The organism is Stenotrophobium rhamnosiphilum (genome assembly GCF_003052265.1).
Taxonomy (GTDB): Bacteria; Pseudomonadota; Gammaproteobacteria; order Nevskiales; family Nevskiaceae; genus Stenotrophobium; species Stenotrophobium rhamnosiphilum.
Map to the genome: position 1 here is coordinate 305002 of NZ_QANS01000004.1, position 25367 is coordinate 330368.

A 25367-nucleotide genomic window follows, 5' to 3' on the forward strand; every position below is an offset into this window, starting at 1 on the left:
ATTTACAAGGCGCTGATATTGGCGTGCTGCTGTCGCAGTGCTTCCAAGTCTTGTTTCTGACGTGAGGCTTGATCGCGTGTTTGCTGCTGCACGTTTTCAGGCGCCTTGCCGAAGTTAGGATTGTTGACGCGCATTTCGGTTTTGCCGAGATCGCTTTCCAGCTTGGCGATTTGCTTGGCAAGGCGCGCGAGTTCCGCGTCCTTGTCGATCAAGCCAGCCATTGGAACCAGCAAGCTCATCTGCCCAACAAGTGCCGTCGCGCATTGCGGCGGCACTTCATTGGCTTCGAGATGACGCATCGATTCAACGCGTGCCAGAAACTGAATGCTGCTCTGCATGCGTTCAATGCGTGTGCGGTCGCTGTCGCTAGCGTTCTGTAACAGCAAGGGCAATGGTTTGCCCGGTGAGATATCCATTTCGCCACGAATCTGACGCAAGCCAAGGATGAAGCTCTTGAGCCATTCGATATCGGCTTCAGCGGCTTCGTCAATTTTCTCAGGCTGCGATTCCGGATACGGTTGCAGCATGATCGTAGGGCCAGACTTTTCTGCCAGCGGTGCAACACGTTGCCAAACTTCTTCTGTGATGAACGGCATCAGCGGATGCAGCAAGCGCAGCCATGTTTCCAGCACGCGCACGAGCGTGCGCTTGGTGCCGCGCTTTGCGAGTTCATCGTCGCCGAGCAAGGTGGGCTTGGTCAGTTCGAGATACCAATCGCAGTACTCGTTCCAGATAAATTGATAGAGCAACTGCGAGAGCAGATCGAAGCGATAAGTCTTAAACAGTTCAGCAGCTTCGGCTTCAACTTTTTGCAGGCGCGAAATGATCCAGCGGTCTGCAACCGAGAGCGTGTACTCGCCGTCGTTAAGGCCAACAGGAACTTGCAGTTCGCCTTCTTCGTTCAGTGCACCAAGATTCATCAGCGCAAATCGTGAAGCGTTCCAGATCTTGTTGGTGAAGTTGCGATAGCCTTCGGCGCGCTCGGAGTCGAAGCGAATATCGCGGCCGGGCGAGGCGAGTGCTGCGAAGGTGAAGCGCAGTGCGTCGACGCCGACTGCAGAAATGCCTTCCGGATAATCTTTGCGCGTGGCTTTCTCAATCTTCGGCGCAGTTTCAGGTTTCATCAAACCAGTGGTGCGCTTCTTGACCAGATCTTCCAGCGTAATGCCGTCGACGAGATCAAGCGGATCAAGCACATTGCCTTTCGATTTGCTCATCTTCTGGCCTTCCGCATCGCGGATCAGGCCGTGTACATAAACTTCACGGAACGGCACTTCGCCCATCAGCTTCTGACCCATCATCACCATGCGGGCGACCCAGAAGAAGATGATGTCGAAGCCAGTGACGAGCACGCTGCTTGGATAATATTTTTTCAGTTCAGCCGTATCTTGCGGCCAGCCTTGCGTAGCGAACGGCCAGATGTCGGACGAGAACCAAGTATCGAAAACGTCTTCGTCTTGTTTCAGTGAAACGCTGGCATCGAGCTTGTACTTGCTGCGCACAGCTTCTTCGCTACGCTCAACGTAGACATTGCCTTGCTCGTCATACCAAGCAGGAATGCGATGGCCCCACCAGAGCTGACGCGAGATGCACCAGTCTTGAATATTGCGTAGCCAATGGAAGTAAGTGTTGCTCCAGTTTTCTGGAACAAACTTGATGCGGCCATCTTCTACGACGTTGATTGCAGGTTCCGTAATGGCTTTGAGGCCGCCGGGTCCTGGCTTGCCGTCACGACGTGTTTCGCTTGTGAGATCAACGAACCATTGATCAGTGAGATAAGGCTCGAGCACAACGCCGGTGCGATCACCGCGTGGCACTTTGAGTTTGTGATCGTCGATCTTTTCGATCAACGATGCGGCTTCGAGATCAAGAATGATCTGCTTTCGTGCGGCAAAGCGGTCCAAGCCTTGGAGATTTTCAGGTATACCAATATCAATCGCCATATCGACGACTGCATTTACTTGAGACGTTGAAGGGTTGTTTGACTTAAGTGTTGAGTGCCAATCAGCAGCTTTATTTGAAACAATCTTTGCTTCACGCGTAAGAATATTGATTAACGGCAGCTTATGACGCTGGCCAACCTGATAGTCGTTGAAGTCATGCGCAGGCGTGATCTTGACGCAGCCGGTGCCGAATTCGCGGTCGACGTAATCGTCAGCAATGATCGGAATTTCGCGATCACACAATGGTAGCGTGACGGTTTTGCCAATCAGTGACTGATAGCGTTCGTCTGCTGGATTCACAGCAACTGCAGCGTCACCGAGCAATGTTTCAGGACGCGTCGTAGCAACGACGATGTGATCTTTGCCTTCTGCAGTCTTAGCGCCGCCAACGAGCGGATAACGGATATGCCAGAGCTTGCCGTTCTCTTCTTCCTGCACAACTTCGAGATCAGAGATCGCGGTTTGAAGAACCGGATCCCAGTTCACCAGACGCTTGCCGCGATAGATCAAACCTTCGTCGTGCAGACGAACAAAGTGTTCGATGACGGCGGTGGAGTAAGACGGATCCATCGTGAAAGCTTTGCGTGACCAGTCGACCGAGCTGCCCATGCGGCGAATCTGATTTTCAATCGTGTCACCGGAAAACTTTTTCCAGTCCCAAACTTTTTCCAGAAACTTTTCGCGACCGAGTTCAGCGCGCGTTGGTTCGCCAGCGAGCTTGAGATTGCGCTCAACCACCATCTGAGTGGCGATGCCTGCGTGATCGGTCCCCGGCTGCCACAACGTGTCATTGCCCTTCATGCGGTGATAACGCGTCAGTGCGTCCATCACGGTGTGCTGGAAGGCGTGGCCCATGTGTAGGCTGCCGGTGACGTTCGGCGGCGGGATCATGATGCTGTAAGGCTCGCCAGTGGCGGCGCCAGCACCAGCGGCAAAGCAACCGCTCTGTTCCCAGGTCTCGCGCCAACGGGCTTCAATGACGCGGGAGTCGAAAGTCTTATCCATGGTTTTTCTTGAGGTTAAAGCTAGGCGCGGGCAGGGTGTCTGCCAGCGCGAAAATGAGGGCGAATTGTAGGGTGCTTGGAGCTGGCTAGCGAGCGTCGCCCAATAGATCAAAGCAGTTCAGGCTAGCCATCCATGGCGAGACAGTAGACATGTGAAATGGCACCGGCTCGGCCATCCATGGCCGAGCGTGTCAGCGGGGCCGAATGCCGTTTAGGCATTCGTCCTATTTCCGCTGCCACCCACCTTCCGAGTTCTGTTCAAAGGTGTTCAACTCGCAGCCACGCTCTTTATAAAACTTGAAGCGCTCGCGAGACTTGGTGCGCAAAGCGGCATTGCCGTCGACAACTTCCAGAACGCGCTCAAAGTTGCTGAAGAAGGGCGGGACTTCGGCACTCAAGTTGATGAGGATATTGCGGTGCGTTGCTGGCGGCTCGATCGAGCCAAGCAGTACCAGCGGCTGCGGGTCTTCATAACTTTGGCCATGATGTTTTTCGTGGGCAATAAAGCTGCCTTGACGAAAACTCCACAGCGCGCCATCCAGGCTTTCAGCTTGGGTGGCGTCCGTTGTGTAGACAAAAACCTTGTGGCCGACGCTGGTGGCTTTGTCGCAAAGCCTGCAGGTTGCCGCGATTGAACTGTCGGCAGGGGCGCTGCCTTCAGGCAATAAGTAGAAATCGATGCGAGTCATTCTTTACTCGTGCTCGCCTTTCTTCGCGGAGTAGTTGAGCAGGTATTGAGTCAGCAATGGCACTGGGCGGCCGGTCGATTTTTTGCCTTTCCAAGCCGTGCCCGCGATATCCAGATGCGCCCACTTCATCTTGCGAGTGAAGCGGTGCAGGAATACGGCCGCGACAATTGCGCCGGCTTCGCCAGCGCCAATGGTGGCGATGTTGGCGATGTCGGCGCAGTCGCTCTTGATCTGTTCGTCGTACTCAGGCCAGATCGGCAGTTCCCACGCACGGTCACCAATCTGTTCACCTGCGGTGAGCAGTGCACGTGCGAGACCCGATTGATTGGAGAACAGGCCGCTAGCATGTGCGCCGAGCGCAACAACGCAGGCGCCAGTGAGTGTGGCCATATTGATGCACTGCGCGGGCTCGTAAAACTTTTCGGCATAGGTCAATGCGTCGGCCAAAATCAGGCGGCCTTCTGCGTCGGTGTTGAGCACTTCAATCGTGATGCCAGCCATGCTGGTGACAACATCGCCGGGTTTGCTGGCTTGGCCGTTAATCAGGTTTTCTGTGGCAGGCACGATGCCGACAACGTTGATCGGTAGCTTGAGTTCGGCAATTGCGGTGAGCGTGCCAAACACTGAGGCGCCACCGCACATGTCGAATTTCATTTCGTCCATGCGCGCTGCGGGTTTGATTGAAATACCGCCCGCATCAAAGGTCAGGCCTTTGCCGACGAGTGCAACGGGCTTCTCATCCTTGGGACCGTTGAGGTATTCCATGATGATGAGCTTGGCGGGTTGGCGGCTGCCTTTAGCAACGGATAGCAGCGAACCCATGCCAAGGGTTTCCATATCCGACTCTTCCAGAATCTTGGTGACAATCGGATATTGTTCAGCAAGCTTCACTGCCTGCTCAGCCAGATAAGTTGGGGTGCAAAGATTACCCGGCAGGTTGCCGAGATTCTTAGCCAGGCTCACGCCTTTGCTGATCGCCAGCGCTTCGCTCAGGCCTTTTTCGCCAGAGGGCAGGTCAGATCGGCGCGGCACGTCGAAGGTGTAACGCTCCAGCTTGTAGCTCGGCAGATCTTGCTTAGCTTTTTCGCCACGGCATTCGTCGAAGCGGTAATAAGCATCTTCAGTGGCCAGTACGGCTTGCTGAACATTCCACAAAAAGTCGCGGCCTTTCAGCGGCAAATGCGTCAGGTAATTAACGGCATCAATTGCGCCGGTCTGATGCAATGCCTTGGCGGAAGCTGCAATCGCTTTGCGATACACGCCTTCGTCAAAATTACGCTCTTTGCCTAAACCGACCAGCATCACGCGATCAGCAAAAGTGCCGGGGACATTGTGAAGAATGAGGGTCGAACCGAGCTTTCCGTCGATGTCGCCGCGGCGCATAACAGCGCCGATCGCGCCATCGCTGGCCTTGTCGATTGTTTCAGCGGCTTCGGTTGGCGTGCGACGGTCAAATATTCCGACGATGACACAGGCAACACGCTGCTTTTCAGGGTTTCCGCTTTTTACAAAATATTCCATGTTGACCTCAATTCAATTTAGGGCCACTAAATTGATATTAATGAAATGACAGCAAGCATTTCTTCTGGAGAATTACTCGGCCAGTGGTATGCCGGATATAAAGAATTCTGGGCTGGGATTAAGCGCACTACATTTTAGTACTAGCATCCTAAATTACTAGCTATTGATCAAAATATTTGCCTTTTGATACGGGATAAACTGGTTTGTTCAAGGTCTTAGAAGACTTTATTTGAGTGACCACCGTCTTTATAAGGTATTTATGGTCGTCTCTTAGCGTCAAATGTGTAGGTAAATTCTCTGTAAAGCGACGGTATATTTTTAATTTAATAGTTTTATTTATATTATTAATCAAAATATAACTTATAATTTATTATGAAAAGCGAGAGCGGAAGCCAAAAAACGGCATAATCCGCAAAAGCCTTAAGGAACCGCGAGACGGATGAAGTTCGGAATTCTTGATCGATATTTGCTGCGTGAAGCCGGTGGCGCTTGGCTGGCCGTAACGCTGGTTTTGATGTCGATCATGCTGGCCACGCGTTTTGCACGCTTTCTGGGCGAAGCGGCAACCGGCATCCTGCCGCGAGAACTGCTGTTTAAAGTGGTCGCGCTGTCGAGCCTGCAGTATCTGGTGATCCTGATTCCGGTTTCCTTGTTGCTGGCGATCATGCTGGCGATGGGCCGCCTTTATAAAGATAGCGAGATCGCAGCCATGAGCGGCTGCGGCGTCAGCATGAAGCAGTTGTACCGTCCCTTTATGGTGCTCGGTGTTGTGCTGACTTTATTGGCTTTGGTGCTATCGCTTTATATCGGTCCTTGGGCAGGCCGCACGGCCGAATATATTTCCAAGGACGCTGCTCGATTCATTCAATACAACCCTTTTGAGGCAGGTCGCTTCAAAGAAGTGGGCGGTGGACGTGCCGTGGTGTACACCGGCGAAATGGATGCAAAAGGTGGCCAGCTCACCACAGTATTTGCCCGTGTTCACGAAAAGGACGGCGATACGCTGGTGATTGCCAAGCATGGTCGTCAGCAAGCAAATCCGCTGACCGGCGAACGCGAAGTGACCCTGAGTGAAGGCTATCGTTATCGCGGTGAAGCTGGGCAGGCGCAATTTGATGTCATGCGCTTTGGCGAATTTACGACCTTTATTCAGCCGCCCGATTTTGTATTCGTCAGCAACAAGCGCCGCCTGTATCAAACGAGTCATTTGTGGAATTCCAAAGACCCTAAAGATATGGCCGAGCTGCAATGGCGATATGCGGCGCCACTGTCTGTATTGATTCTTGCATTGTTGGCTGTGCCGCTTTCGCACACCGCGCCACGCCAGGGACGCTATGGAAAATTGATTCTCGGCATCCTCGTATATCTGGTCTACACGCAGCTCATTGCAGTGGGGCAAGCCTGGATTGCGAAAGAACAAGTTCCTGCTGGAATTGGCTTGTGGTGGACGCATGCGCTGATGTTGGCATTGGCGCTGTGGCTGGTCGCTAAACGCTCAGGCAAATTCAAACGCACATGAACAAGATCGACCGCTACATCATCGCTCACATCTTTGGCTTCACCGCGATCGTCGGGCTGGCCTTGCTAGCGATTTACACCTTCATCGGTTTTGTTTCCAACATCGACAGCACCGGGCAGGGTAGCTTCGGCGTTTTGCAGTTGCTGATTTACACCGTGCTGCAAATGCCTAGCGGTCTGTACACGCTGCTGCCGATCATCGCCATGCTCGGTACCTTGATGGGGCTGGGTGCTTTGGCAGGTCAGAGTGAATTGACTGCGATGCGCGCTGCCGGTGTTTCGCTAATACGCATTGGTCGCGCGACGATGATGGCGGGTGTCGTGCTCGGTTTGTTGGGCTTATTTTTGGGTGATTGGGTGGCGCCAGCCGGTATTCGCGCTGCCGAAGCTTATAAAGCACGTGAACGTTCAGGAACGCAGCCGGGCTTGCATGGTCAATCGGTGTGGCTGCGTGATGGCGATAATATTTTTCACATTAAGCGTTTGATTGCTGAAAACCACATTGCAGACGTCGAGATTTTTCGCCTGACACCTGATCTGCGTTTAAGCGCGAGCATGCACGTCGAAGATGGTGTTTATCAGGATGGCGGTTGGCGTCTCACGGGTGTTCGTCAAACTGAACTCACGGCGGAGTCGACAACAACCTCAACCATTCCTTCGATGGATTGGAGCGGCACGCTTTCGCCTGAAGTGCTGCGTTTGTTTGTGCTTGAAGCGCAGAGCTTGACCATGCCGGGCTTGGTTCGCTTGATCGATTATCTCGAAGTGAATCGTCTTGATTCCGCCGAATATCGAATGGAACTTTGGCGCAAGCTGATGGCGCCCATCACTGTGATGGCGATGATGCTGTTCGCGATCCCATTTGTGCTCGGCTCGCTACGCAGCAGCGGTGCAGGGCAGCGCTTGCTGATCGGCATCTTGGTCGGCGTTGGTTTCTACGTGATCAACGAAGTCTCGGCCAACCTTGGACAGATTTATCACTGGCCTCCGTTCTTGGCGGCTGCAGTGCCGAGCATCGTGCTGTCGCTGAGTGGCGCTTACCGTTTAGCTAAAGCGCGTTAGCTGTCGTAGCAATAGGAATCTCGCTTATGCGCGCAATCATCGTCGTTGCATTATTTGCAGTGAGCACTACATGTGCAGCACAAGGTCCAGACATTCTTGCGATATACGATCAGTTCGTGACTTCGCGCGCTGCTACGGCCAAATGTGTATCTCCCCCGCCGGAATCTCTCGGTCGATTTCTTACGAACTTTAAGATGGTCTCGGGATACGCGGCGCAGGAAGTGAAGAATCGCCGGCCCAAGATGACGGTGAAGCAAGTCCAAGCGCTTATGAAAGGTCGGACGGCTGCTATCACATCAAGTGTTAATTCTTTGGTCGCAGAAAAAGGTTGTAGTAATCCTGACATTCAACAGCTGGTGCGTCGCTTTGAGGTTCAGGCCCAACCGATACCCGGAAAGCGATAGCTAATCACTGGTTCCAGTCGACATATTCGCTTTGTCGAGAATCCAGACTTGAATTAGCTGCTAGCTCGCCTTTGGAACAAAAACGACTTCGGTATCTGCAGCAATGTCATGCCAGCTGCGCTTGCGGCGATCGATTAAGCACCAGAGCATTCCCAGACCCAGCACGCTCAAAGAAAAAATGGAGATGGCGAAACGCAACATTGCGTTCGCCCAATTGACGCTGCGGCCATCTGAGCGTTGTACTTGAATGCGCCAGGCACGCATGCCCAATGTTTGTCCGCCGTGTGTCCAAAACCAGCCGTAGAACCCAAACGTGATCGCGAACATGTAGGCGCGCATGAACGTTGGCGGTAGCGCGCCTTGTGCGCCGAGCAAATGTGAAACGGCCCAGGCAGTAAACGTGGCTGAAAGCCACAGGCCGAGCAGTAGAAGAATGTCGTAAGCGGAAGCGGCCAGACGGCGCCAGAGTGGGGCCGGGGTCAGCAGTATCTCGGACATGGGCTCACAGAGGTTGATGAGCGCACCTGCCAGTCGGCAGGGCAAATTTAATGGCGCTCGTGCCGGGATTCGAAACCGCCGGAATAAGTGCCAAGCCTTGAGAGGGCCCCGCCTTTTCGCATGAAACTTTGTGGCGCTCCTACCGGGATTTGAACCCGGCGGAATAAGTGCAGGCCTTGAGAGGGCCCGTCTTTCCACAAACTTTGTGGCGCTCCTACCGGGATTCGAACCCGGGTTTAGGCCTTGAGAGGGCCCCGTCCTAGGCCTCTAGACGATAGGAGCGTGCGAGAGGGCAAAGCGGCGGGTATCATACGCAGCAGCAGTGCCAGTCACAAGGCGAGCACAACGAAAAAGTATCAGGAATTTAAGTCATTACCGAACCAACACGCATTCCGCGCGCGGAGCATTCAATCTCCCGTTCGCAGATCTCACAGGGCACGCTCAAGGTGCTCTATACCCTTAAGGATGCCGGTTACGAGGCCTATATGGTCGGCGGCGGCGTGCGCGATCTGTTGGCGGGTCTGGAGCCTAAAGACTTTGATATCGCGACCAACGCCCATCCGGATCAGGTCAAGGCGATCTTCCGTTCTTGCCGTTTAGTCGGACGTCGTTTTGTGATCTGCCATGTACGTCATGGCAACGAAATTTCTGAAGTCACCACGTTCCGCGGTCCGATCACGGACGAGCATGAGCGTGACGACACCGGCCGCATTCTCAATGACAACGAATACGGCACGCTTGAGGAAGATGCGTTCCGTCGCGACTTCACGATCAATGCGCTGTACTACGACATCCGTGATTTTTCGATTATTGATTTCGCTGATGGCTTGACGGATATGAAGCGTGGCGTGATTCGTCTGATCGGCGATCCCGAACTGCGCTATCGCGAAGATGCGGTGCGCATGCTGCGTGCGGTGCGTATTGCCAACAAAATGAACTTCAAGCTGGATGGTCCAACGGCCAAGCCGATTCCGAAACTGGCGCCACTGCTTGCGGAAATTCCGGCAGCACGTTTGTTTGATGAAGTGCTGAAGGTGATGCTGAATAAGCAGGCTGTGAATAACTTCCTGCAACTGCGTGAGCTGGGTCTGTTTGCTCAGCTGTTTCCGCAGACTGAAAAAGCGATTGAAGATGCGCGCAGTTACAACTTTGTTGTTGGCGCGTTGCTGAATACTGCTGATCGAATGAAGAACGATGCCTCAGTGAGCCCAGCGTTTTTCTACGCTGCGTTGCTGTGGCCGCCAGTGGTTGCGCGTATGCGTGATTTGATTGTGCGCCAGAACGTGCATCCGAATGTGGCGAGCGTTCAGGCCTGCGAAGAAGTGCTTGCAATGGCTGTGCAACGTATCGCGATTCCTAAGCGTTTCTCTTTGCCGATGCGCGAAATCTGGCAGATGCAGCCGCGCTTTGAAATGCGTAAAGGTGGTCGTGCAAAACGTCTGCTGACGCATCCGCGTTTCCGCGCTGCTTATGATTTTCTGTTGCTGCGCGCGCAAGCGGGCGAAGCGCCGAAAGAACTTGCAGACTGGTGGACGCAGGCGCAAGTCGGTACGCAGTTGCCGCCGGTTCGTGAAGAGGCTGTTGATAGTGCAGACGGTCCTGTCAGCACGGAAGGTGCCGCGCCTGTGCGCAAGCGCCGTCGTCGTGGCGGTCGTCGCAACAAGAAACCAACGCCTTAAGCCTGACGCGTTTTCGCGTTTGAGCATTTGCGGTCTCGTCTATGTCTATCGCCTACATTGCACTCGGTGCCAACCTTGGCCAGCCTGCGCAGCAGTTGCGTGCGGCACTGCTTGCCTTGGCGCGAGTGCCAGAGCTTGAGCTGTTGGCGCAATCGCCGTTGTATCGCACGGCTCCGTTGGGGCCTGCGGATCAACCGCATTACTGCAATGCGGTTTGCAAAGTAAAAACCAATCTCACGCCAGAAGCTTTGTTGGAACAGCTTTTAGCACTGGAGCGTGCGGCTGGTCGTTTGCGCAGCGAAGATCGTTGGGGGGCGCGTTTGTTGGACCTCGATCTATTGCATGTTGAAGGTGAGCAGCGTGATACGCCGCAACTGCAACTGCCGCATCCTGGGATTGCGCAAAGAAATTTCGTGCTTACTCCTTTAGCTGATGTTGCGCCAATGCTACTTATTCCAAATGTTGGACGCGTCGATGAATTGGCTCAGAAGCTGGGGCGCTCTGGCTTAGAGCCTTGGTCTGAATGAGTTACATCGCGATCGAAGGACCGATCGGCGTAGGTAAAACTACGTTGGCGCGCCAGCTTGCGAATGATCTAGGTGCCAGCCTGTTGCTGGAGCGGCCCGAGGACAATCCATTCCTGCCGCGTTTTTATCGCGAGCCAGCCAGCGGTGCATTGCCAGCGCAACTCACGTTTTTATTGCAACGCGCCGGTCAGGCGGAGCAACTGCAACAGCACGATCTTTTTGCCAGTGATTGCGTGGCTGATTTCCTGTTTGAAAAAGATCGCCTCTTTGCGCAACTCACGCTGGGCCATGTGGACTACGCCTTGTACATGCAGGTGTTCGAGCGTCTCGCGTGGGATGTGCCGCCGCCAGATTGCGTGATCTATCTGACTGCGCCAGTCCAAATCCTTCACGAGCGCATTGCGATTCGTGGTCGCGACTACGAATCCACGATCAGCGGCTCGTATTTGGCTGATCTGAGTGCGCTTTATGGTCAATATTTCCGCAATTACGCGGTGGCGCCAGTGATTGAGATCGATACATCTCGCTTCGATTTCGTGAATGAACCCAGTCATTACGCGGAGTTGCGTGCGGCACTGGATAAGCGTGCCCCGTATACCCAACTGCCCGCCGGGCTTTTGTTATAGTCGCGCCGCATTTCAACGAGCCCATGCGCATGGAACCCATAAAGCCCGTCAACGTTGCCGAATTGCGCCGCATGCGCGAAGCCGGCGAAAAGATCACTGCACTGACCTGCTACGACGCCAGCTTTGCTTTGCTGGAAGATCGCGCGGGCGTGGATGTCATTCTGGTGGGCGACTCGCTCGGCATGGTGATTCAAGGTGGAAACACCACGACGCCAGTGACGGTTAACGACATCGTTTACCACTCACGCTGTGTTGCACCTCACCTCAAGCGCGCATTTCTCGTTGCCGACTTGCCGTTTCTTTCTTACGCCACGCTGGAGCGCGCACTCGACGCTTCGCAGCGCATGATGCAAGAAGGCGGCGCGAAGATGGTGAAGCTGGAAGGCGGACGTGAGCAAGCCAATATCGTTGAGTACCTCGCGATTCGCGGCGTTCCGGTTTGTGCGCATTTGGGTTTGCAGCCGCAGTTCATTCACAAAGTTGGCGCATTCAAAGTACAGGGGCGTGAAGAGGCTGCTGCCGAAATCATGCTTCAGGACGCGAAGGTGCTGACCGAAGCGGGGGCTGATTTGCTGGTGCTGGAATGCGTGCCTTCGTCTCTGGGCAAGCGCATCGCCGAAGCATCCAAGGTGCCGGTCATTGGCATCGGTGCCGGCCCAGATACGCACGGACAAATTTTGGTGCTGCACGACATCCTGAACATCTCACCGATGGTCACGATTGGTCGCAAGCCGCGTTTCGTGCAGAACTTTATGGAAGGTGCGCCGGATATTGAATCCGCAGTGCGTGCCTACGTACAAGCTGTTAAAACCAGCAAATACCCCGCACCTGAGCACTGCTTCTAAGCGCTGCGTTTGATCTCATGCTGACTATCCATACCATTCCCGAACTGCGGGCACAGCTGGCTGAATGGCGTCGCGCCGGACAGCGCATTGCGTTTGTGCCGACGATGGGCAATCTGCATCGCGGGCATCTGGAATTAGCGCGTCGCGGACGTCAGATGGCGGATCGCGTGGTGTCGAGTGTTTTCGTGAACCCGCTGCAGTTTGGTCCCAACGAAGATTTCGGTCGCTATCCGCGTACGCTGGAACAGGACAAGGCCGCGCTCGCTGAAGTTGGCGCAGATTTGTTGTTTGCCCCAACGGCGCAGGAAGTTTATCCGCGTGGCATGGAAGGCTTGGCGAAAGTCAGCGTTTCCAGCGCCTCGAATATTCTTTGTGGCCATTTCCGTCCCGGACACTTTGATGGTGTTGCCACAGTCGTCAGCATTCTGTTCAATCTGGTTCAGCCAGATGCTGCGCTGTTTGGCGAAAAAGATTACCAGCAGCTTTTCATCATCCGCCGCATGGTCGCCGATCTGCATATGCCGATCGACATCATCGGTATTGCGACGGAACGCGAGCCGGATGGTTTGGCCCTGTCGTCACGCAATCAATATCTGACTGAAGAGCAACGCCAGTTGGCGCCTGAGATGTATGCGACTTTGCGCGAAGTGGCTGACAAGCTTAGGGCAGGGCGTCGTGACTTCCCAGCGCTTTGCTATACCGGTGTTAAGCGCTTGGAAGCTAGCCACTTCAGACCTCAGTATCTTGAGGTTCGCGCGCCTGATTTGAGCGAGCCAAAACGTGACAGCAAGGAGTTTGTAATCCTTGCAGCGGCCTATCTGGGCAAGACCCGCCTGATCGATAACGTCAGTTTGTCTATTTAACAGTTTAATGACGGCCCAAAATCGACTAAACTTATAACCCTTCGATCCGTGACCTTGTTCACAGACGACGGGTGTATGTCTTATTGGGCCACCCGCTTTTCTAAAGTATTGAATGTAGGGCGTATGTCTTATTGGGCAGCCCGCCGTTCCCCTAATCGGAAAAAGCCATGCAGCTCAATATGCTGAAGTGCAAACTTCATCAAGCTCGCGTTACTCACGCAGAGCTCGACTATGACGGTTCCTGCGCCATCGATTCACGCCTGCTGGACCTGGCTGGGATCGTGGAATTCGAACAGATCCAGATCTACAACATCACCAATGGCGAGCGTTTTACGACTTACGCCATTCTGGCCGAGCCGGGTTCCGGCATTATTTCGGTCAACGGTGCTGCTGCTCACAAGGCTCGCGTAGGCGACCGAGTGATCATTTGCGCTTACGCCAATTTTGAAGCGGCCGAAGCCAAGATTCACAAGCCTAAGTTGGTGTACTGCGATGCGCAAAACCGCGTCGTGCGCTCGACCAATACCATCGCGATGCAAGCTGCCTAATAAGCGTTGCGCGTGAAAAAGCTTCAAGCGTGGTTTCCCACGCTGATCTACGCAGAACGCCTGCTCGCCAAAGGTGGGCAGGCGTTCAATGCTGAACTCCTCCGAGAGTGCTACCAGATCCGGGATTACGATCAACCCGGCGTGAACTGGTCAGTCAAAAACTATCCGGGCGGCTATACCAGTTATGGCTCGATGGATCAGTTACACCGCTTCTCCTCAACCTTCGACCAACTCCGCAAAGAAATTGACCGCCATGTGCGCGTTTATTCGCGTGCGCAAGACTGGGATTTGCGTGGCGGCAAGCTGCAGATGACCGATTGCTGGGTCAATGTCATGCCGCGCGGTTGTGCGCACAGTTTTCATGTGCACCCACAAGCCATCGTTAGTGGGACCTACTACGTCAGAACGCCACGTGGATCTTCCGGGCTGAAGTTTGAAGACCCGCGCCTCACGCACATGATGGCGGCTCCAGCACGCAAGACAGCTAAGAAGCCAGAACAGCAGGCGCACATCGTTTATCCGGCCAAGGCTGGGCAAGTGATCATGTTCGAAAGCTGGCTGCGCCACGAAGTGCCCGCAAGCTTGATTGATGAAGAACGCGTCAGTATCAGCTTCAACTATCACTGGCTGTAATCGTTGTCTGATTTACGCTTAAAACTATGCCTGTGGCAGGCGAACGTTTAAGCTTTACAGATACTTATTCAAAACTCTTAAATGTCCAAGCTGACCCAGAGCCCAGCATGGCTTGCTCTGCAAGCAAAAGCTGAAGAACTCCGACCGCAACGCGTTGTGGAGTTGTTCGCGCGTGATGAAGATCGGCCGGCAAGATTTTCACGCGATGCCGTGGGTCTTCATCTGGATTTCTCAAAGCAAAAAATAGATGCCGAGACGGTTGAGCTGCTGCTGCGTTTGGTTGATCAACAACATCTGGTTGAATGGCGTCACAAATTATTTTCTGGCGAGATTGTTAATACGACAGAAGGCCGCGCTGCTGGTCATATGGCCCTGCGTGCGCCAGAAACTGCAGTGATGCCGATCAATGGCGTCAACGTTGTGCCGGTTGTTCACGCAGAGCTAGATCGCCTCAATGCATTTGCAGCGCGCGTGCGCAGTGGCCAGTGGAGTGGACACAGCGGCAAGAAAATTACCGACGTGGTGAACATTGGCATCGGCGGTTCTGATCTTGGGCCACATATGGCCTGCGTTGCCTTGGATTCATTCGCTGATGGCCCGCACGCACATTTTGTTTCGAACGTTGATGCCGCTCAGTTAACCGCGCTACTGGAAAAGTTAGATCCAGATACGACGCTGTTCATCGTTACTTCTAAAACGTTTACGACGCAGGAGACGATGGCCAATGCGCATGCCGCACGGCGTTGGTTTTTGCGGAGTGCCCCGGAGTCAGCGGTTCCTAAGCATTTTGTCGCCGTCTCGACCTCGCGTGCAGAAGTCGCGAAGTTCGGAATCCATGCCGAGAATACCTTTGGTTTCTGGGAATGGGTTGGTGGACGTTATTCGCTTTGGTCGGCGGTTGGCCTGCCGATTTTGATTGCGATTGGTCCTGAGCGTTTTCGCCAATTTCTGAATGGCGCACGCGCCATGGATGAACATTTTAGAACCGCGCCGTGGATATCAAATATGCCGGTGCTGATGGCGATGCTCGGCGTCTGGAACAATAACTTTCTGGGCTGTACCACGCAGTGCATCGCACCGTATTCACAACGATTGGTTCACATCACGGCTTGGCTACAGCAGCTTGAGATGGAATCCAATGGCAAGGGCGTTGATCGCGAAGGTCACAAGGTTGATTACGCCACCACGCCTGCGCTTTGGGGTGATGTGGGCACCAACGGCCAGCACGCATTTTTCCAGATGCTGCATCAGGGTCCAGCGATTCACGCCGTCGATTTTATTTTGCCCATTCAGGCAGAGCACGATCTGGCGGATCAGCATCAGATGCTCATCGCCAATTGCTTTGCGCAGAGCGCCGCAATGATGCGTGGCAAAACAGCGGATGAAGTTCGCGAAGAATTAATCGGCAGGGGTTTAAAGGGCGATGCACTTGAGGCGGCTATTCCGCATCGTGTTTTCACCGGTGATCGCCCCAGCAATACGTTGTTGCTCTCAACGGTTGATCCCTATCACTTAGGAGCGCTGTTGGCGCTCTACGAACATCGTACGTTTGTGCAAAGCGTAGTCTGGAACATCAATCCGTTTGATCAATGGGGCGTCGAACTAGGCAAGCAGTTGGCGCAGCACGTGCTGATGGCAATGTCTGGCAAAGACACACCTTTGGATGGCTCAACACGCAGCTTGCTCAAGCGTATTTCTTAAGCGGCTTGTGTCTGTTGTTGCAGAGCCCATTCAACATGTTCACGCACGATTTCGTCTGGAAACTCGGCACGCGTTTGTAGTGCTCTAACTACGTCGACATTTTTGGGCGCATTGCCCAAAGCGACTGCAATATTTCTTAGCCAACGGTTGTAGCCGGCGCGGCGCAATGCCATGCCTTCGGTGCGTGATAACCACTGCTCTTCACTCCAAGAAAAGAGCTCGGTGAGCTTGACACTATCAAGGCTATGTCTCGGCGCGAAATCGGGCTCGTTGGTGAGCTTGGCGTAACGATTCCACGGACAAACCAACTGGCAGTCATCGCAACCAAAAATGCGATTGCCCATCATGGGGCGCAGCTCTAGGGGAATCGCGCCGTGATGTTCAATCGTCAGGTAAGAGATACAGCGTCGCGCATCGAGTTTGTACGGGCCGATAAACGCCTGTGTCGGACAGATTTTGATGCAGGCGCTGCACTTGCCGCAGCGATTCTCTACTTGCTCTGCAGTGCTCACTGGCAAAGCAAGGTCCGTATAAATTTCGCCTAAGAAAAACCACGAGCCTGCATCTTTGTTGAGCAGCAGCGTGTTCTTTCCAATCCAACCCAAGCGTGCGTTTCGCGCTAGCGCTTTTTCCAAGGCTGGGGCGCTATCGGAGAAAACACGATAGCCGTGAGGGCCAATGGCTTCCTCGATCTTTTTGCCGAGCTTGAGCAGCCGTGCGCGCATCAAGCGGTGGTAGTCGCGGCCCAAGGCATAACGCGAGATGTATGCGCGCTCGCCATCCTTGAGTACGCGGTCAGCGGCCTCCGCATGGGGACGATAATCGAGGCGTGCGGAAATGACGCTGACGGTTCCGGGACGTAGCTGGGCAGGGTGCTCGCGCAGGTCCAAATTGCGCTGCATGAACTCCATCCCACCATGCATGCCCTGATCCAGCCAATGACGTAGATGATCTAGGTCCTCTCCCAGTTGGAGCTCGGCGATCCCGGCATCCGCAAAGCCGAGTTCGCGCGCCCATCGCTGAATGCTGACAGGTAGATCATCAAAAATGGGGGTGGAACCGGTCACGGTATGAATTGCTGCTCTTATACTGTTGCTATGAACACAAAATCCCGCAAATTGTATTCCGCCACGCAAATTCGTGAGTTGGATAGTGCCGCCATGGAAGGCGGAATAGCTGGACATATTCTGATGCAGCGAGCCGGGCATGCGTCCTGGCTTACGCTGCAACGATTTCGCCCCAATGCCAAGCGAATCGATGTTCTCTGCGGCTCCGGCAATAACGGCGGCGATGGTTACGAAATTGCGCGCCTAGCCAATGCTGTCGGACGCAACGTTCGCGTGTGGCAAGTGGGCCCGGCGCCCACAACGGGTGATGCGCTGACGGCACGCGCGTCATGGTTGAAAGCTGGCGGCACGGTGCAGTCCTTGCAATCAGACAGTTTGCTTGGGGCCGAAGTGATCGTTGATGCCTTGCTGGGCATCGGCGTAAAGCGAGAATTAACCGGTGACGTGGCGACTGCGGTAACCACAATTAATCAGGCGCGCGAGCATGGTGCTTGGGTGCTAGCCATTGATGTGCCGTCCGGATTGGATGCAGGCACTGGCCGTGTTTATGGCACCGCTGTACGCGCCAACATGACGATCACGTTTATCGGAAACAAGGTCGGGCTTTACACCGGTGCTGGCGTTGATTGCGCCGGCGAGATTGTGTTGGACACGCTAAATATTCCGCCGCAGACCTATGACGCAACGGAGTCGTTGGCGACGCTGCAAGACGGCAGCGATCTTGTGACATGGCTGCCTAAACGTGCGCGTAATAGCCACAAGGGCACGCATGGCCATGTGCTGGTTATTGGTGGTGATAGCGGCATGTCAGGCGCGGCTTTATTGGCGGGTCAGGCCGCGTTGCGTTCTGGCGCGGGCCTAGTCAGCTTGGCAACGCGCGGCTCCCACGCTTTGGTGTTGACGCCCGCGCAGCCAGAATTGATGTGTCGCCGCGTTGAGAATGTTGATGAATTAACGCCGCTGATGAACCAAGCCAGCGTGATTGCGATTGGACCTGGTCTGGGTCAAGAAGCGTGGGGCCGCGCTTTATTTGCGCGTGCATTGCTTTCGCAGTTGCCATTAGTTGTTGATGCGGATGCGTTAAACCTGCTGGCCAGCACATCGTTTAAGCGTGAGAACTGGGTGCTGACGCCGCACCCGGGTGAAGCTGCGCGAATGCTGGGCGTTACAACCGAAGAAATTCAGAATGACCGACCTGCCGCAGTAGAAGCATTGAAAGCGCGCTATGGCGGCACCGTTGTGTTAAAGGGCGCGGGAACCCTGATTCAGGGACACAGACTTTCCCTCTGTCCATACGGCAATCCCGGCATGGCCGTCGCAGGTATGGGAGATGTGCTGACCGGAATGATTGCCGCGTTTATTGCCCAAGGCCAAGCGCTGGGGCAGGCGGCGAATACGGGCGTTTTAGCACACGCCTTGGCCGGTGACCGTGCGGCGGTTCAAGGCATGCGCGGTCTTTTGCCGACTGATTTGCTCTCCGAGCTGCGCACGGTTGTGAATCCATGACGTTGGATCTTCCCGATGCCTCAGCGACTGAGGCCTTAGGAGCAGCGATTGCTCGAGCCTTACAGAGCACAAGTACCGGATTGGTCATTTTTTTGTACGGCGACCTCGGGGCGGGCAAAACCACCCTTGCGCGGCAACTGCTCCGAGAGTTGGGCGTTACTGGCACAATACGCAGCCCTACGTACACGCTTATGGAGCTGTATAGCCCAGAGGGACGTGAGCTTTTGCATATGGATCTTTATCGGCTTCACGATCCAGCAGAACTTCATAACCTTGGATTGACCGATTACCCGCCGTCGCAGACCTTGTGGCTGGTGGAGTGGCCGGAAAGGGGGGGTGATTTGCTACCTTCTGCGGATATTTCCATCACGCTGAGCGTGGCGGAACTGTCTCGCAAAGCTGATGTGTTGGGGCTTTCCGAGGCTGGTCGGCAGCTGGTTTCTAAGCTTAGTTAAACGCTATATCGAGTAAACGACTTTAAAGATATTCGCTATCTATCTTGTTTACATAGAAAAAAGTACTTGCATTGCATAATTTGTCACGCTAATCTTCATTACACAACGCAAACGAAATGCGGCCATGCGCAGATTTTTGATTCTGATCGCTTTGCTTAGCACCTCGCATCTAGCGAGTGCTGCGGAGTTGCGCGACCTGCGTTTATGGGACAGCCCTGAAAGCACACGCCTGGTTTTTGATCTAAGCGACGAAGTGCAGCACAAGGTTTTCACGCTCAACAATCCTGATCGCGTTGTCATCGACATCACCAGCGTCGACAAGAAAAGCGCTACCGATTTCATCAATAAAGCTGCGCTGAAAGGCGTCGTCACTAAAATGCGTTACGGCGCAAGAGATGATGGTGCTACGCGCGTTGTGCTGGAAGTTTCCAAGCCTGTAAATCCCAAGAGTTTCAGCATTCAGCCGAATGGCGCTTATGGCCATCGACTCGTTGTCGACCTGATTGATGTTGTGCCTGCGACGAGTGCGGTTGTGCCGACTCCAGCGCCACAGCCGATTGCGCCAGCAGCTCCGGCCAAAATTATTCCTGCGCCACCGCCTCCAGTTGTTGTTGTGCCACAAGCTCAGGCTCAAGCGGCCGTGATGACCAAGCCCGGCATTCGTTTGACCGAAAAACCTATCGTCATTGCGGTTGATGCTGGCCACGGTGGTGAAGATCCGGGCGCTATTGGTCCGACAGGCGTGCAAGAAAAAGAAGTTTCATTGGCGATTGCGCGTCGCTTGGTTCGCTTGATCAATGAGCAGCCCGGCATGAAGGCCGTGATGACGCGTGATGGCGACTATTACGTTGGTCTGCGTGAACGCGTACAGCGCGCACGCAAAGTGCAGGCAGATTTGTTTGTCTCTGTTCACTGCAATGCGCTGCATCGTCCAGACATGCATGGCACCGCGGTTTACGTGTTGTCACCACGCGGCGCGACGAGCGAGCATGCGCGTTGGTTGGCTAATCAAGAAAACTCTGCCGACCTTGTTGGTGGTATCGAAATTCAAGACAAGGATCACGATCTGGCGGCAGTGCTGATCGATCTGTCGCAGAGCGCGACGATGGAGGCCAGCTTTGATTTGGGCAGCCGCATGCTCAGTTCTTTGGGCCAAATTAACAATCTGCAAAAAGACCAAGTTCAGCAGGCTGGATTTGCTGTGCTCAAGGCTCCAGATATTCCTTCGGTCTTGGTTGAAACTGCGTTCATCACCAACCCTGAAGAAGAAAGGCAGTTGGCCAGCCCTGACTATCAACAGCAGATGGCTGAGTCGATGCTTAGTGGCATCAAGGGTTACTTTCAAAGCTATCGTCCACAGCAACAAGTTGTAGTGAATGAGCCTTCAACGAAGTCGGAACCCACCGTGCGCAAAGCTAAGCCGCGCATCGTCGAAGTAAAACTGAAGCGTAAGACCAGCAAGAAATCATCTATTCGTTCTGGCTCGGCACGCTCGTAATAAAACGCGGTTAAACCCTCTTTGACTTCGCCATAGCTGGCGTTTTTATGGCAATGGATGGCCTGTACCCCACGGCGCAGGATGCGCAGGAATGGGGTTGCTGATGCTGCAACACAATCTGGAAAAGGCATGCGCCGTACGGGTGATCTCGTTTAAGCTTTGCGCCTTCAACGAGCTCGTCCCGCATGGCCATCCGCATTCTTCCTGACCAACTCATCAACCAGATCAAAGCTGGTGAGGTTGTTGAGCGCCCGTCTGCGGTGGTTAAAGAGCTCGTCGAAAACAGCCTGGACGCGGGTGCTACTCGCGTTGAGATTGAAGTGGAGCAGGGTGGCTTAAACCTGATCCGCATTCGAGATAACGGCTCAGGCATTCCGCGCGAAGAACTCCCCGTCGCCTTGCAGCGACACGCTACTAGCAAGATCCAGAATATGGATGATCTTGAGCGCGTGGGAAGCCTTGGGTTTCGCGGTGAAGCACTGCCCAGCATTCTCTCGGTATCACGGCTGACGCTCACTTCACGCGTCGCTGATGCCTCGCATGGTTGGCAGGTTTCAGGCGCGGGCGCGTATGAAAACGAAGAGCCCAAGCCTGCAGCGCATGCAGTTGGCACCACCGTTGAAGCCTGCGATTTGTTCTACAACACGCCAGCACGCCGCAAATTCATGAAGGCGGAGTCGACTGAATTCCGCCACATCAGCCAGTTCATCAACCGCATTGCGCTGTGTCGTTTCGATGCAGGATTTACGCTCAAGCATAACCAGCGTCGTACATTGGATTTGGCGCCAGCCGATTCTGAGCCAGAGCGCGAAGCGCGTGTAGCACAAATCTGCGGTGATGATTTTGTGCGTAACGCCATTCGTATCGATGAGCAGCGCATGGGTTTATCGCTGCAAGGTTGGGTCGGATTGCCGAGCTTTGCGCGAACGCAGGCTGATCTTCAATACCTATACGTTAACGGTCGCGCAGTGCGCGACAAATTGCTAGGCCATGCACTGCGTCGAGCGTTTGCAGACGCGATGCACTCCACGCATTACCCGGCGTTTGTGCTGTATCTGGAATTGGATCCAGTTGGTGTCGACGTCAACGTGCACCCGCAGAAAACTGAAGTGCGCTTTCGTGAATCGGCGCGCGTGCATGATTTTCTTTTTGGTGCGGTTCATCAGCTGTTGCGTAGACAGCGCCCAGAGCCTGAGCAACATCATCACGCACACTTTGCAGAATCTGCGACGAACATGTCTGTGCAGCAGCCAATGCGTTACGCAACGCCCAGCTATTCGTCACCAAGCTATTCATCTTCGGGCTATTCATCACAAAACTTTTCGGCGCGTGAATCGGCGAGCTCTGTTGAAAGTTTGTGGGCTGCTTCGAATGCGACCACGCCTTCCTTGCAAGAGTCCGCAGCCGAATATCCGCTAGGCCATGCCTTGGCGCAGCTGCACGGCGTTTATATCCTCGCGCAAAACAACACCGGTTTGATTTTGGTGGACGCACACGCTGCACACGAACGCGTGCTGTATGAACAGTTCAAGCAGCAACTCACGCACGGCGGCATTCCATCGCAGGCCTTGCTGGTGCCTGAGCAAATCAGTCTTGATGAAGAAGCCGCTGATGCGCTCGAATCGCGTCACGAAGAATTGCGTCGTTACGGATTGGAACTAGATCGCGCGGGTCCGGCTTCAATCATTGTGCGTGCAGTGCCGCCGTTGCTGGCTGGCCAAGACATCGCAACGTTGTTACGTGAACTGTCCTCTGACGAAGATCGCCGAACCAACACAACACATCTGGGCGAAGTCCTCGATGCACAGCACCGCATCATGGCGGACATGGCTTGCAAGGCGGCGATCAAAGCCAATCGTCGTCTGACCTTGCCGGAAATGGATGGCCTTCTGCGCGATATGGAGCGCACGGAGTTGTCGGGTCAATGCAATCACGGTCGCCCGACTTGGGTACAGGTTGATATGGCTGAGCTCGACAGACTTTTCCTTCGTGGCCGCTAAAAGCGAAATCCCAGTCGTTTTCCTAATGGGGCCGACGGCCTCAGGGAAAACAGGACTCTCATTAACGCTGGCCGAACATCTGCCAGTCGAAATCATCAGCGTCGACTCCGCGCAGGTCTATCGCGGCATGGATATCGGCTCGGCCAAACCCGATGCGGCGACATTGGCCCGAGTGCCGCATCATCTGATTGATCTGCTGGATCCATCCGAAGCCTATTCGGCCGCACGATTCCGGGACGACGCTTTGCTGTTGATCGCAGCGATCCGTGAGCGAGGCAATATTCCGCTGCTCGTAGGCGGCACCATGCTCTATTACCGAGCCTTGCAGTACGGGCTGAGCGATCTGCCAGCGGCTGATCCGGCGCTGCGCACACGGATTGAGGCGAGGGCGTCCGCAGACGGTTGGCCGGCTTTGCATGCTGAATTAACCGTAAAAGATCCCGTGACTGCAGCCCGCCTGCACCCGAATGACCAGCAACGCATCCAGCGCGCGCTGGAGATTATTGAGCTGAGCGGCCGTTCACCGACAGAATTTTATGCACAGGCCAAAACCGAGGGCCTTGCTGGAAAACTGATCAAAATTGGCCTCAATCCGGCATCGCGTGAGGAATTGCACGAGCGAATTGCGCTGCGCTTCCACCAAATGATGCGCGAAGGTTTCCTTGAAGAAGTGGCCCGACTGAAGGCTCGCGGAGACCTGAATGTTGAACTTCCTTCAATTAGAGCAGTCGGTTACCGGCAGCTTTGGGAACATTTAGAGGGGCGGGATAGCCTTGAAAATGCGACCGAGCGAGGCATCGCAGCCACCCGTCAGTTCGCTAAAAGACAAATAACCTGGCTGCGCTCAGAAACGGCGGTGCAGTGGCTGGATCCTGCATCGGATAATTTATTAAACGATGCCTTGCAATTGCTGAAATGACAGCCATATAAAACGGCTGATACACTTTCAGCCTCGGGGATCACCGCGGCGACATGCCCGCGATACGTAAAATAAGGATTACAACAATGTCCAAAGGTCACACATTACAAGAACCGTTCCTCAATGCCCTTCGTAAGGAGCGCATTCCTGTATCCATTTACTTGGTCAACGGCATCAAGCTGCAGGGACAAATTGAATCTTTCGACTCATTTGTGGTTCTGCTGAAAAATAGCGTCAGCCAGATGGTCTACAAGCACGCCATTTCAACGGTTGTGCCTGCACGTGCTGTGCGCGTGTATGACGCCGAAGGCGCTGAGCTGGGCGCTGAAGACGCCCACGCCGAAACACCTCCTGCAGGCAATTAATCTGGCCCGGTACCGCAAACTGAAGGTTTTCCTGAAGGCAGCGGTGAACCGTACCCACGATGTTTGAGCGGCCGAAGTCTGGCCAGAAGGCCGTTCTTGTTCATCTGGAATTCCCGTCGACCGATTTCGATAGTGATCGGCGGGAGTTCGAAGAACTCGCCCGTTCCGCGGGCGTAGAAATCCTGAGTGTCATTGGCGGTTCACGCCAAACCCCTGATCCCGGCTTGTTTATTGGCAGCGGCAAGGCTGAAGAAGTCGCTGCGGCTGTAGCCGAGCATCGCGCTGAACTTGTGATTTTCAATCACGACTTATCCTCCAGCCAAGAACGTAACGTCGAAAAACTGGTGAAATGCCGCGTGCAGGGTCGCGTTGGCCTGATCCTGAATATTTTCGCTCAGCGTGCGCGCTCGCATGAAGGCAAGTTGCAGGTTGAGCTGGCACTGCTGCAGCACAACGCAAGTCGTCTTGTGCGCGGTTGGACGCACTTGGACCGTCAGCGTGGCGGTGGTACTGGTCTGCGTGGCGCGGGTGAAGCGCAGCTGGAAATGGACCGTCGACTTTCTAAAGAACGCATTGCCACACTCAAGCGCCATCTGGAAATCGTGCGCTCACGCCGCAATCAAAATCGCTTGGCCCGCGTTAAATCCAATATTCCTACGGTTTCGATTGTCGGCTATACCAACGCAGGCAAATCGACGCTGTTCAATACCCTGACTGGCGATTCGATTTTTGCCTCAAACAAATTGTTCGCCACGCTAGATACAACAGTGCGCAAACTTGTATTGGACGGCGGAGAGCCGGCGTTGCTCGCCGATACCGTTGGATTTATCCGAGATTTGCCGCACGACCTCGTCGCCGCTTTTCGCGCCACGCTGGAAGAAGCCCGCGAAGCAGAACTGCTGCTGCACGTTATCGATAGCGCTGATCCTGAGCGCATGACCCGCATTCAGCAGGTCAACGAGGTCTTGCTAGAGATTGAGGCAGAGCGGGTGCCGCAGTTAGAGGTTTTCAACAAGATTGATCTGCGTGAAGACGAGCAGCCGCGGATCGAGCGGGATGAACAGGGTCGCCCAGTGCGGGTGTTCGTCTCGGCCAAGGACAACCTGGGCATGGATCTGCTGCGTTTAGCGGTCGCGGAACTTCTTCGACATGATCTTGCCGAATACGAACTCGTTTTGCCGCCTTCTGCAGCAAAACTTCGTGCGCAGTTGTTTGAACATCACGCGGTTAAGTCAGAAACTTTGGATGAAGAGGGTAATTTTCATCTCAAGGTTTCTATGCCGGGGGAGCGCCTGCGCGGTTTATGTGTCGCGTCCGGGGTAAAACCGCCTGAAACCTTGAATATCATTGAGGAATGGGCGTTATCCCCTTAAAATTAACAATTCGATTGGTTAGCCCCCTGTATAGTCGCGCCTACGCCGTAAATCAGTACGCTTTTTCGCATTCTGGCGACCCAACACAACCCTTAGAAGGTTTTATGAAATTCGGAGTAAGCA

At 54.3% G+C, this 25367-nt stretch carries 22 protein-coding genes and 1 tRNA gene; 17 read left to right on the top strand and 6 right to left on the bottom strand.

The genetic code is table 11. From position 1 onward, the window contains the following. Positions 1-2 precede the first annotated feature (2 nt). The 3 genes from CJD38_RS12145 to CJD38_RS12155 form a co-directional block, all read right to left on the bottom strand. Positions 3-2948, bottom strand: a complete 2946-nt coding sequence (locus CJD38_RS12145; protein ID WP_107940621.1) for a valine--tRNA ligase — start codon at positions 2946-2948, stop codon at positions 3-5. A 223-nt stretch (positions 2949-3171) separates the two neighbouring features. Next, positions 3172-3636: a DNA polymerase III subunit chi gene (locus CJD38_RS12150; protein WP_107940622.1), complete on the bottom strand. Its 465-nt coding sequence runs from the start codon at positions 3634-3636 to the stop codon at positions 3172-3174. Positions 3637-3639: 3 nt separating this feature from the next. Beyond that, entirely contained in the window at positions 3640-5157 is a 1518-nt protein-coding gene (locus CJD38_RS12155) for a leucyl aminopeptidase (RefSeq protein ID WP_107940623.1), read from the bottom strand. Between the two features lie 439 nt (positions 5158-5596). On the opposite strand from CJD38_RS12155, the gene lptF reads away from it, so the two are divergent. Both lptF and lptG read left to right on the top strand, forming a co-directional pair. Continuing rightward, the gene (gene lptF, locus CJD38_RS12160; protein WP_107940624.1) at positions 5597-6676 is read left to right on the top strand and encodes an LPS export ABC transporter permease LptF; all 1080 of its coding nucleotides are present in this window, start codon (positions 5597-5599) and stop codon (positions 6674-6676) included. After that, positions 6673-7737: an LPS export ABC transporter permease LptG gene (lptG, locus tag CJD38_RS12165; protein WP_107940625.1), complete on the top strand. Its 1065-nt coding sequence runs from the start codon at positions 6673-6675 to the stop codon at positions 7735-7737. The genes lptF and lptG overlap by 4 nt, the downstream gene beginning before the upstream one ends. Positions 7738-8201: 464 nt before the next feature. Here lptG and CJD38_RS12175 read toward each other — a convergent pair whose 3' ends face one another. Continuing rightward, the gene (locus CJD38_RS12175; RefSeq protein WP_107940627.1) at positions 8202-8639 is read right to left on the bottom strand and encodes an RDD family protein; all 438 of its coding nucleotides are present in this window, start codon (positions 8637-8639) and stop codon (positions 8202-8204) included. Between the two features lie 206 nt (positions 8640-8845). Continuing rightward, positions 8846-8921 (bottom strand) — tRNA-Glu (locus tag CJD38_RS12180). A 107-nt stretch (positions 8922-9028) separates the two neighbouring features. Here CJD38_RS12180 and pcnB point away from each other — a divergent pair. From pcnB to pgi, 8 genes are all read left to right on the top strand, one after another. Next, complete coding sequence (gene pcnB, locus CJD38_RS12185) at positions 9029-10318, top strand: polynucleotide adenylyltransferase PcnB (RefSeq protein WP_276307796.1); 1290 nt, start codon at positions 9029-9031, stop codon at positions 10316-10318. Positions 10319-10359: 41 nt separating this feature from the next. Continuing rightward, entirely contained in the window at positions 10360-10845 is a 486-nt protein-coding gene (folK, locus tag CJD38_RS12190) for a 2-amino-4-hydroxy-6-hydroxymethyldihydropteridine diphosphokinase (protein ID WP_107940629.1), read from the top strand. After that, positions 10842-11471 (top strand): deoxynucleoside kinase, encoded by a 630-nt coding sequence (locus tag CJD38_RS12195; RefSeq protein ID WP_107940630.1) that lies wholly within the window; start codon positions 10842-10844, stop codon positions 11469-11471. The genes folK and CJD38_RS12195 overlap by 4 nt, the downstream gene beginning before the upstream one ends. 29 nt (positions 11472-11500) lie before the next feature. Beyond that, the gene (gene panB / locus CJD38_RS12200; protein ID WP_107940631.1) at positions 11501-12316 is read left to right on the top strand and encodes a 3-methyl-2-oxobutanoate hydroxymethyltransferase; all 816 of its coding nucleotides are present in this window, start codon (positions 11501-11503) and stop codon (positions 12314-12316) included. 17 nt (positions 12317-12333) lie between these two features. After that, the gene (panC, locus tag CJD38_RS12205; protein WP_107940632.1) at positions 12334-13179 is read left to right on the top strand and encodes a pantoate--beta-alanine ligase; all 846 of its coding nucleotides are present in this window, start codon (positions 12334-12336) and stop codon (positions 13177-13179) included. A gap of 167 nt (positions 13180-13346) precedes the next feature. Further along, positions 13347-13727: an aspartate 1-decarboxylase gene (panD, locus tag CJD38_RS12210; RefSeq protein WP_107940633.1), complete on the top strand. Its 381-nt coding sequence runs from the start codon at positions 13347-13349 to the stop codon at positions 13725-13727. Between the two features lie 12 nt (positions 13728-13739). Further along, complete coding sequence (locus tag CJD38_RS12215; RefSeq protein ID WP_107940634.1) at positions 13740-14360, top strand: TIGR02466 family protein; 621 nt, start codon at positions 13740-13742, stop codon at positions 14358-14360. A gap of 81 nt (positions 14361-14441) precedes the next feature. Further along, entirely contained in the window at positions 14442-16061 is a 1620-nt protein-coding gene (gene pgi, locus CJD38_RS12220; protein ID WP_206362982.1) for a glucose-6-phosphate isomerase, read from the top strand. Here pgi and queG read toward each other — a convergent pair. Further along, positions 16058-17137 (bottom strand): tRNA epoxyqueuosine(34) reductase QueG, encoded by a 1080-nt coding sequence (queG, locus tag CJD38_RS12225; RefSeq protein WP_436295899.1) that lies wholly within the window; start codon positions 17135-17137, stop codon positions 16058-16060. The two genes, pgi and queG, sit on opposite strands and share 4 nt — an antisense overlap. A gap of 21 nt (positions 17138-17158) precedes the next feature. On the opposite strand from queG, the gene CJD38_RS12230 reads away from it, so the two are divergent. From CJD38_RS12230 to hflX, 7 genes are all read left to right on the top strand, one after another. Further along, positions 17159-18634, top strand: coding sequence for an NAD(P)H-hydrate dehydratase (locus tag CJD38_RS12230; RefSeq protein WP_107940636.1), 1476 nt, complete (start codon positions 17159-17161; stop codon positions 18632-18634). Continuing rightward, on the top strand, positions 18631-19089 hold the full coding sequence (gene tsaE, locus CJD38_RS12235) for a tRNA (adenosine(37)-N6)-threonylcarbamoyltransferase complex ATPase subunit type 1 TsaE (RefSeq protein ID WP_107940637.1): 459 nt from the start codon (positions 18631-18633) through the stop codon (positions 19087-19089). The genes CJD38_RS12230 and tsaE overlap by 4 nt, the downstream gene beginning before the upstream one ends. 124 nt (positions 19090-19213) lie before the next feature. Continuing rightward, positions 19214-20587 carry an N-acetylmuramoyl-L-alanine amidase gene (locus CJD38_RS12240; RefSeq protein ID WP_107940638.1) on the top strand — a complete coding sequence of 458 codons (1374 nt, stop codon included), beginning with the start codon at positions 19214-19216 and terminating at the stop codon, positions 20585-20587. Positions 20588-20772: 185 nt separating this feature from the next. Further along, positions 20773-22587 carry a DNA mismatch repair endonuclease MutL gene (gene mutL / locus CJD38_RS12245; RefSeq protein WP_107940639.1) on the top strand — a complete coding sequence of 605 codons (1815 nt, stop codon included), beginning with the start codon at positions 20773-20775 and terminating at the stop codon, positions 22585-22587. A 25-nt stretch (positions 22588-22612) separates the two neighbouring features. Continuing rightward, positions 22613-23506 carry a tRNA (adenosine(37)-N6)-dimethylallyltransferase MiaA gene (gene miaA, locus CJD38_RS12250; RefSeq protein WP_107940640.1) on the top strand — a complete coding sequence of 298 codons (894 nt, stop codon included), beginning with the start codon at positions 22613-22615 and terminating at the stop codon, positions 23504-23506. 86 nt (positions 23507-23592) lie between these two features. Beyond that, a complete protein-coding gene (gene hfq, locus CJD38_RS12255; protein ID WP_107940641.1) occupies positions 23593-23871 on the top strand; it encodes an RNA chaperone Hfq in 279 nt (92 codons plus the stop codon). Positions 23872-23930: 59 nt separating this feature from the next. Beyond that, complete coding sequence (gene hflX, locus CJD38_RS12260; protein WP_107940642.1) at positions 23931-25244, top strand: ribosome rescue GTPase HflX; 1314 nt, start codon at positions 23931-23933, stop codon at positions 25242-25244. Positions 25245-25367 lie beyond the last annotated feature (123 nt).

Bases quoted from the DNA above. Each gene is read 5' to 3' on its own strand.
- CJD38_RS12145 (WP_107940621.1), bottom strand. From the start codon at position 2,948: ATGGATAAGACTTTCGACTCCCGCGTCATTGAAGCCCGTTGGCGCGAG.
- CJD38_RS12150 (WP_107940622.1), bottom strand. From the start codon at position 3,636: ATGACTCGCATCGATTTCTACTTATTGCCTGAAGGCAGCGCCCCTGCC.
- CJD38_RS12155 (WP_107940623.1), bottom strand. From the start codon at position 5,157: ATGGAATATTTTGTAAAAAGCGGAAACCCTGAAAAGCAGCGTGTTGCC.
- lptF (WP_107940624.1), top strand. From the start codon at position 5,597: ATGAAGTTCGGAATTCTTGATCGATATTTGCTGCGTGAAGCCGGTGGC.
- lptG (WP_107940625.1), top strand. From the start codon at position 6,673: ATGAACAAGATCGACCGCTACATCATCGCTCACATCTTTGGCTTCACC.
- CJD38_RS12175 (WP_107940627.1), bottom strand. From the start codon at position 8,639: ATGTCCGAGATACTGCTGACCCCGGCCCCACTCTGGCGCCGTCTGGCC.
- folK (WP_107940629.1), top strand. From the start codon at position 10,360: ATGTCTATCGCCTACATTGCACTCGGTGCCAACCTTGGCCAGCCTGCG.
- CJD38_RS12195 (WP_107940630.1), top strand. From the start codon at position 10,842: ATGAGTTACATCGCGATCGAAGGACCGATCGGCGTAGGTAAAACTACG.
- panB (WP_107940631.1), top strand. From the start codon at position 11,501: ATGGAACCCATAAAGCCCGTCAACGTTGCCGAATTGCGCCGCATGCGC.
- panC (WP_107940632.1), top strand. From the start codon at position 12,334: ATGCTGACTATCCATACCATTCCCGAACTGCGGGCACAGCTGGCTGAA.
- panD (WP_107940633.1), top strand. From the start codon at position 13,347: ATGCAGCTCAATATGCTGAAGTGCAAACTTCATCAAGCTCGCGTTACT.
- pgi (WP_206362982.1), top strand. From the start codon at position 14,442: ATGTCCAAGCTGACCCAGAGCCCAGCATGGCTTGCTCTGCAAGCAAAA.
- CJD38_RS12230 (WP_107940636.1), top strand. From the start codon at position 17,159: ATGAACACAAAATCCCGCAAATTGTATTCCGCCACGCAAATTCGTGAG.
- tsaE (WP_107940637.1), top strand. From the start codon at position 18,631: ATGACGTTGGATCTTCCCGATGCCTCAGCGACTGAGGCCTTAGGAGCA.
- CJD38_RS12240 (WP_107940638.1), top strand. From the start codon at position 19,214: ATGCGCAGATTTTTGATTCTGATCGCTTTGCTTAGCACCTCGCATCTA.
- mutL (WP_107940639.1), top strand. From the start codon at position 20,773: ATGGCCATCCGCATTCTTCCTGACCAACTCATCAACCAGATCAAAGCT.
- miaA (WP_107940640.1), top strand. From the start codon at position 22,613: ATGGGGCCGACGGCCTCAGGGAAAACAGGACTCTCATTAACGCTGGCC.
- hfq (WP_107940641.1), top strand. From the start codon at position 23,593: ATGTCCAAAGGTCACACATTACAAGAACCGTTCCTCAATGCCCTTCGT.
- hflX (WP_107940642.1), top strand. From the start codon at position 23,931: ATGTTTGAGCGGCCGAAGTCTGGCCAGAAGGCCGTTCTTGTTCATCTG.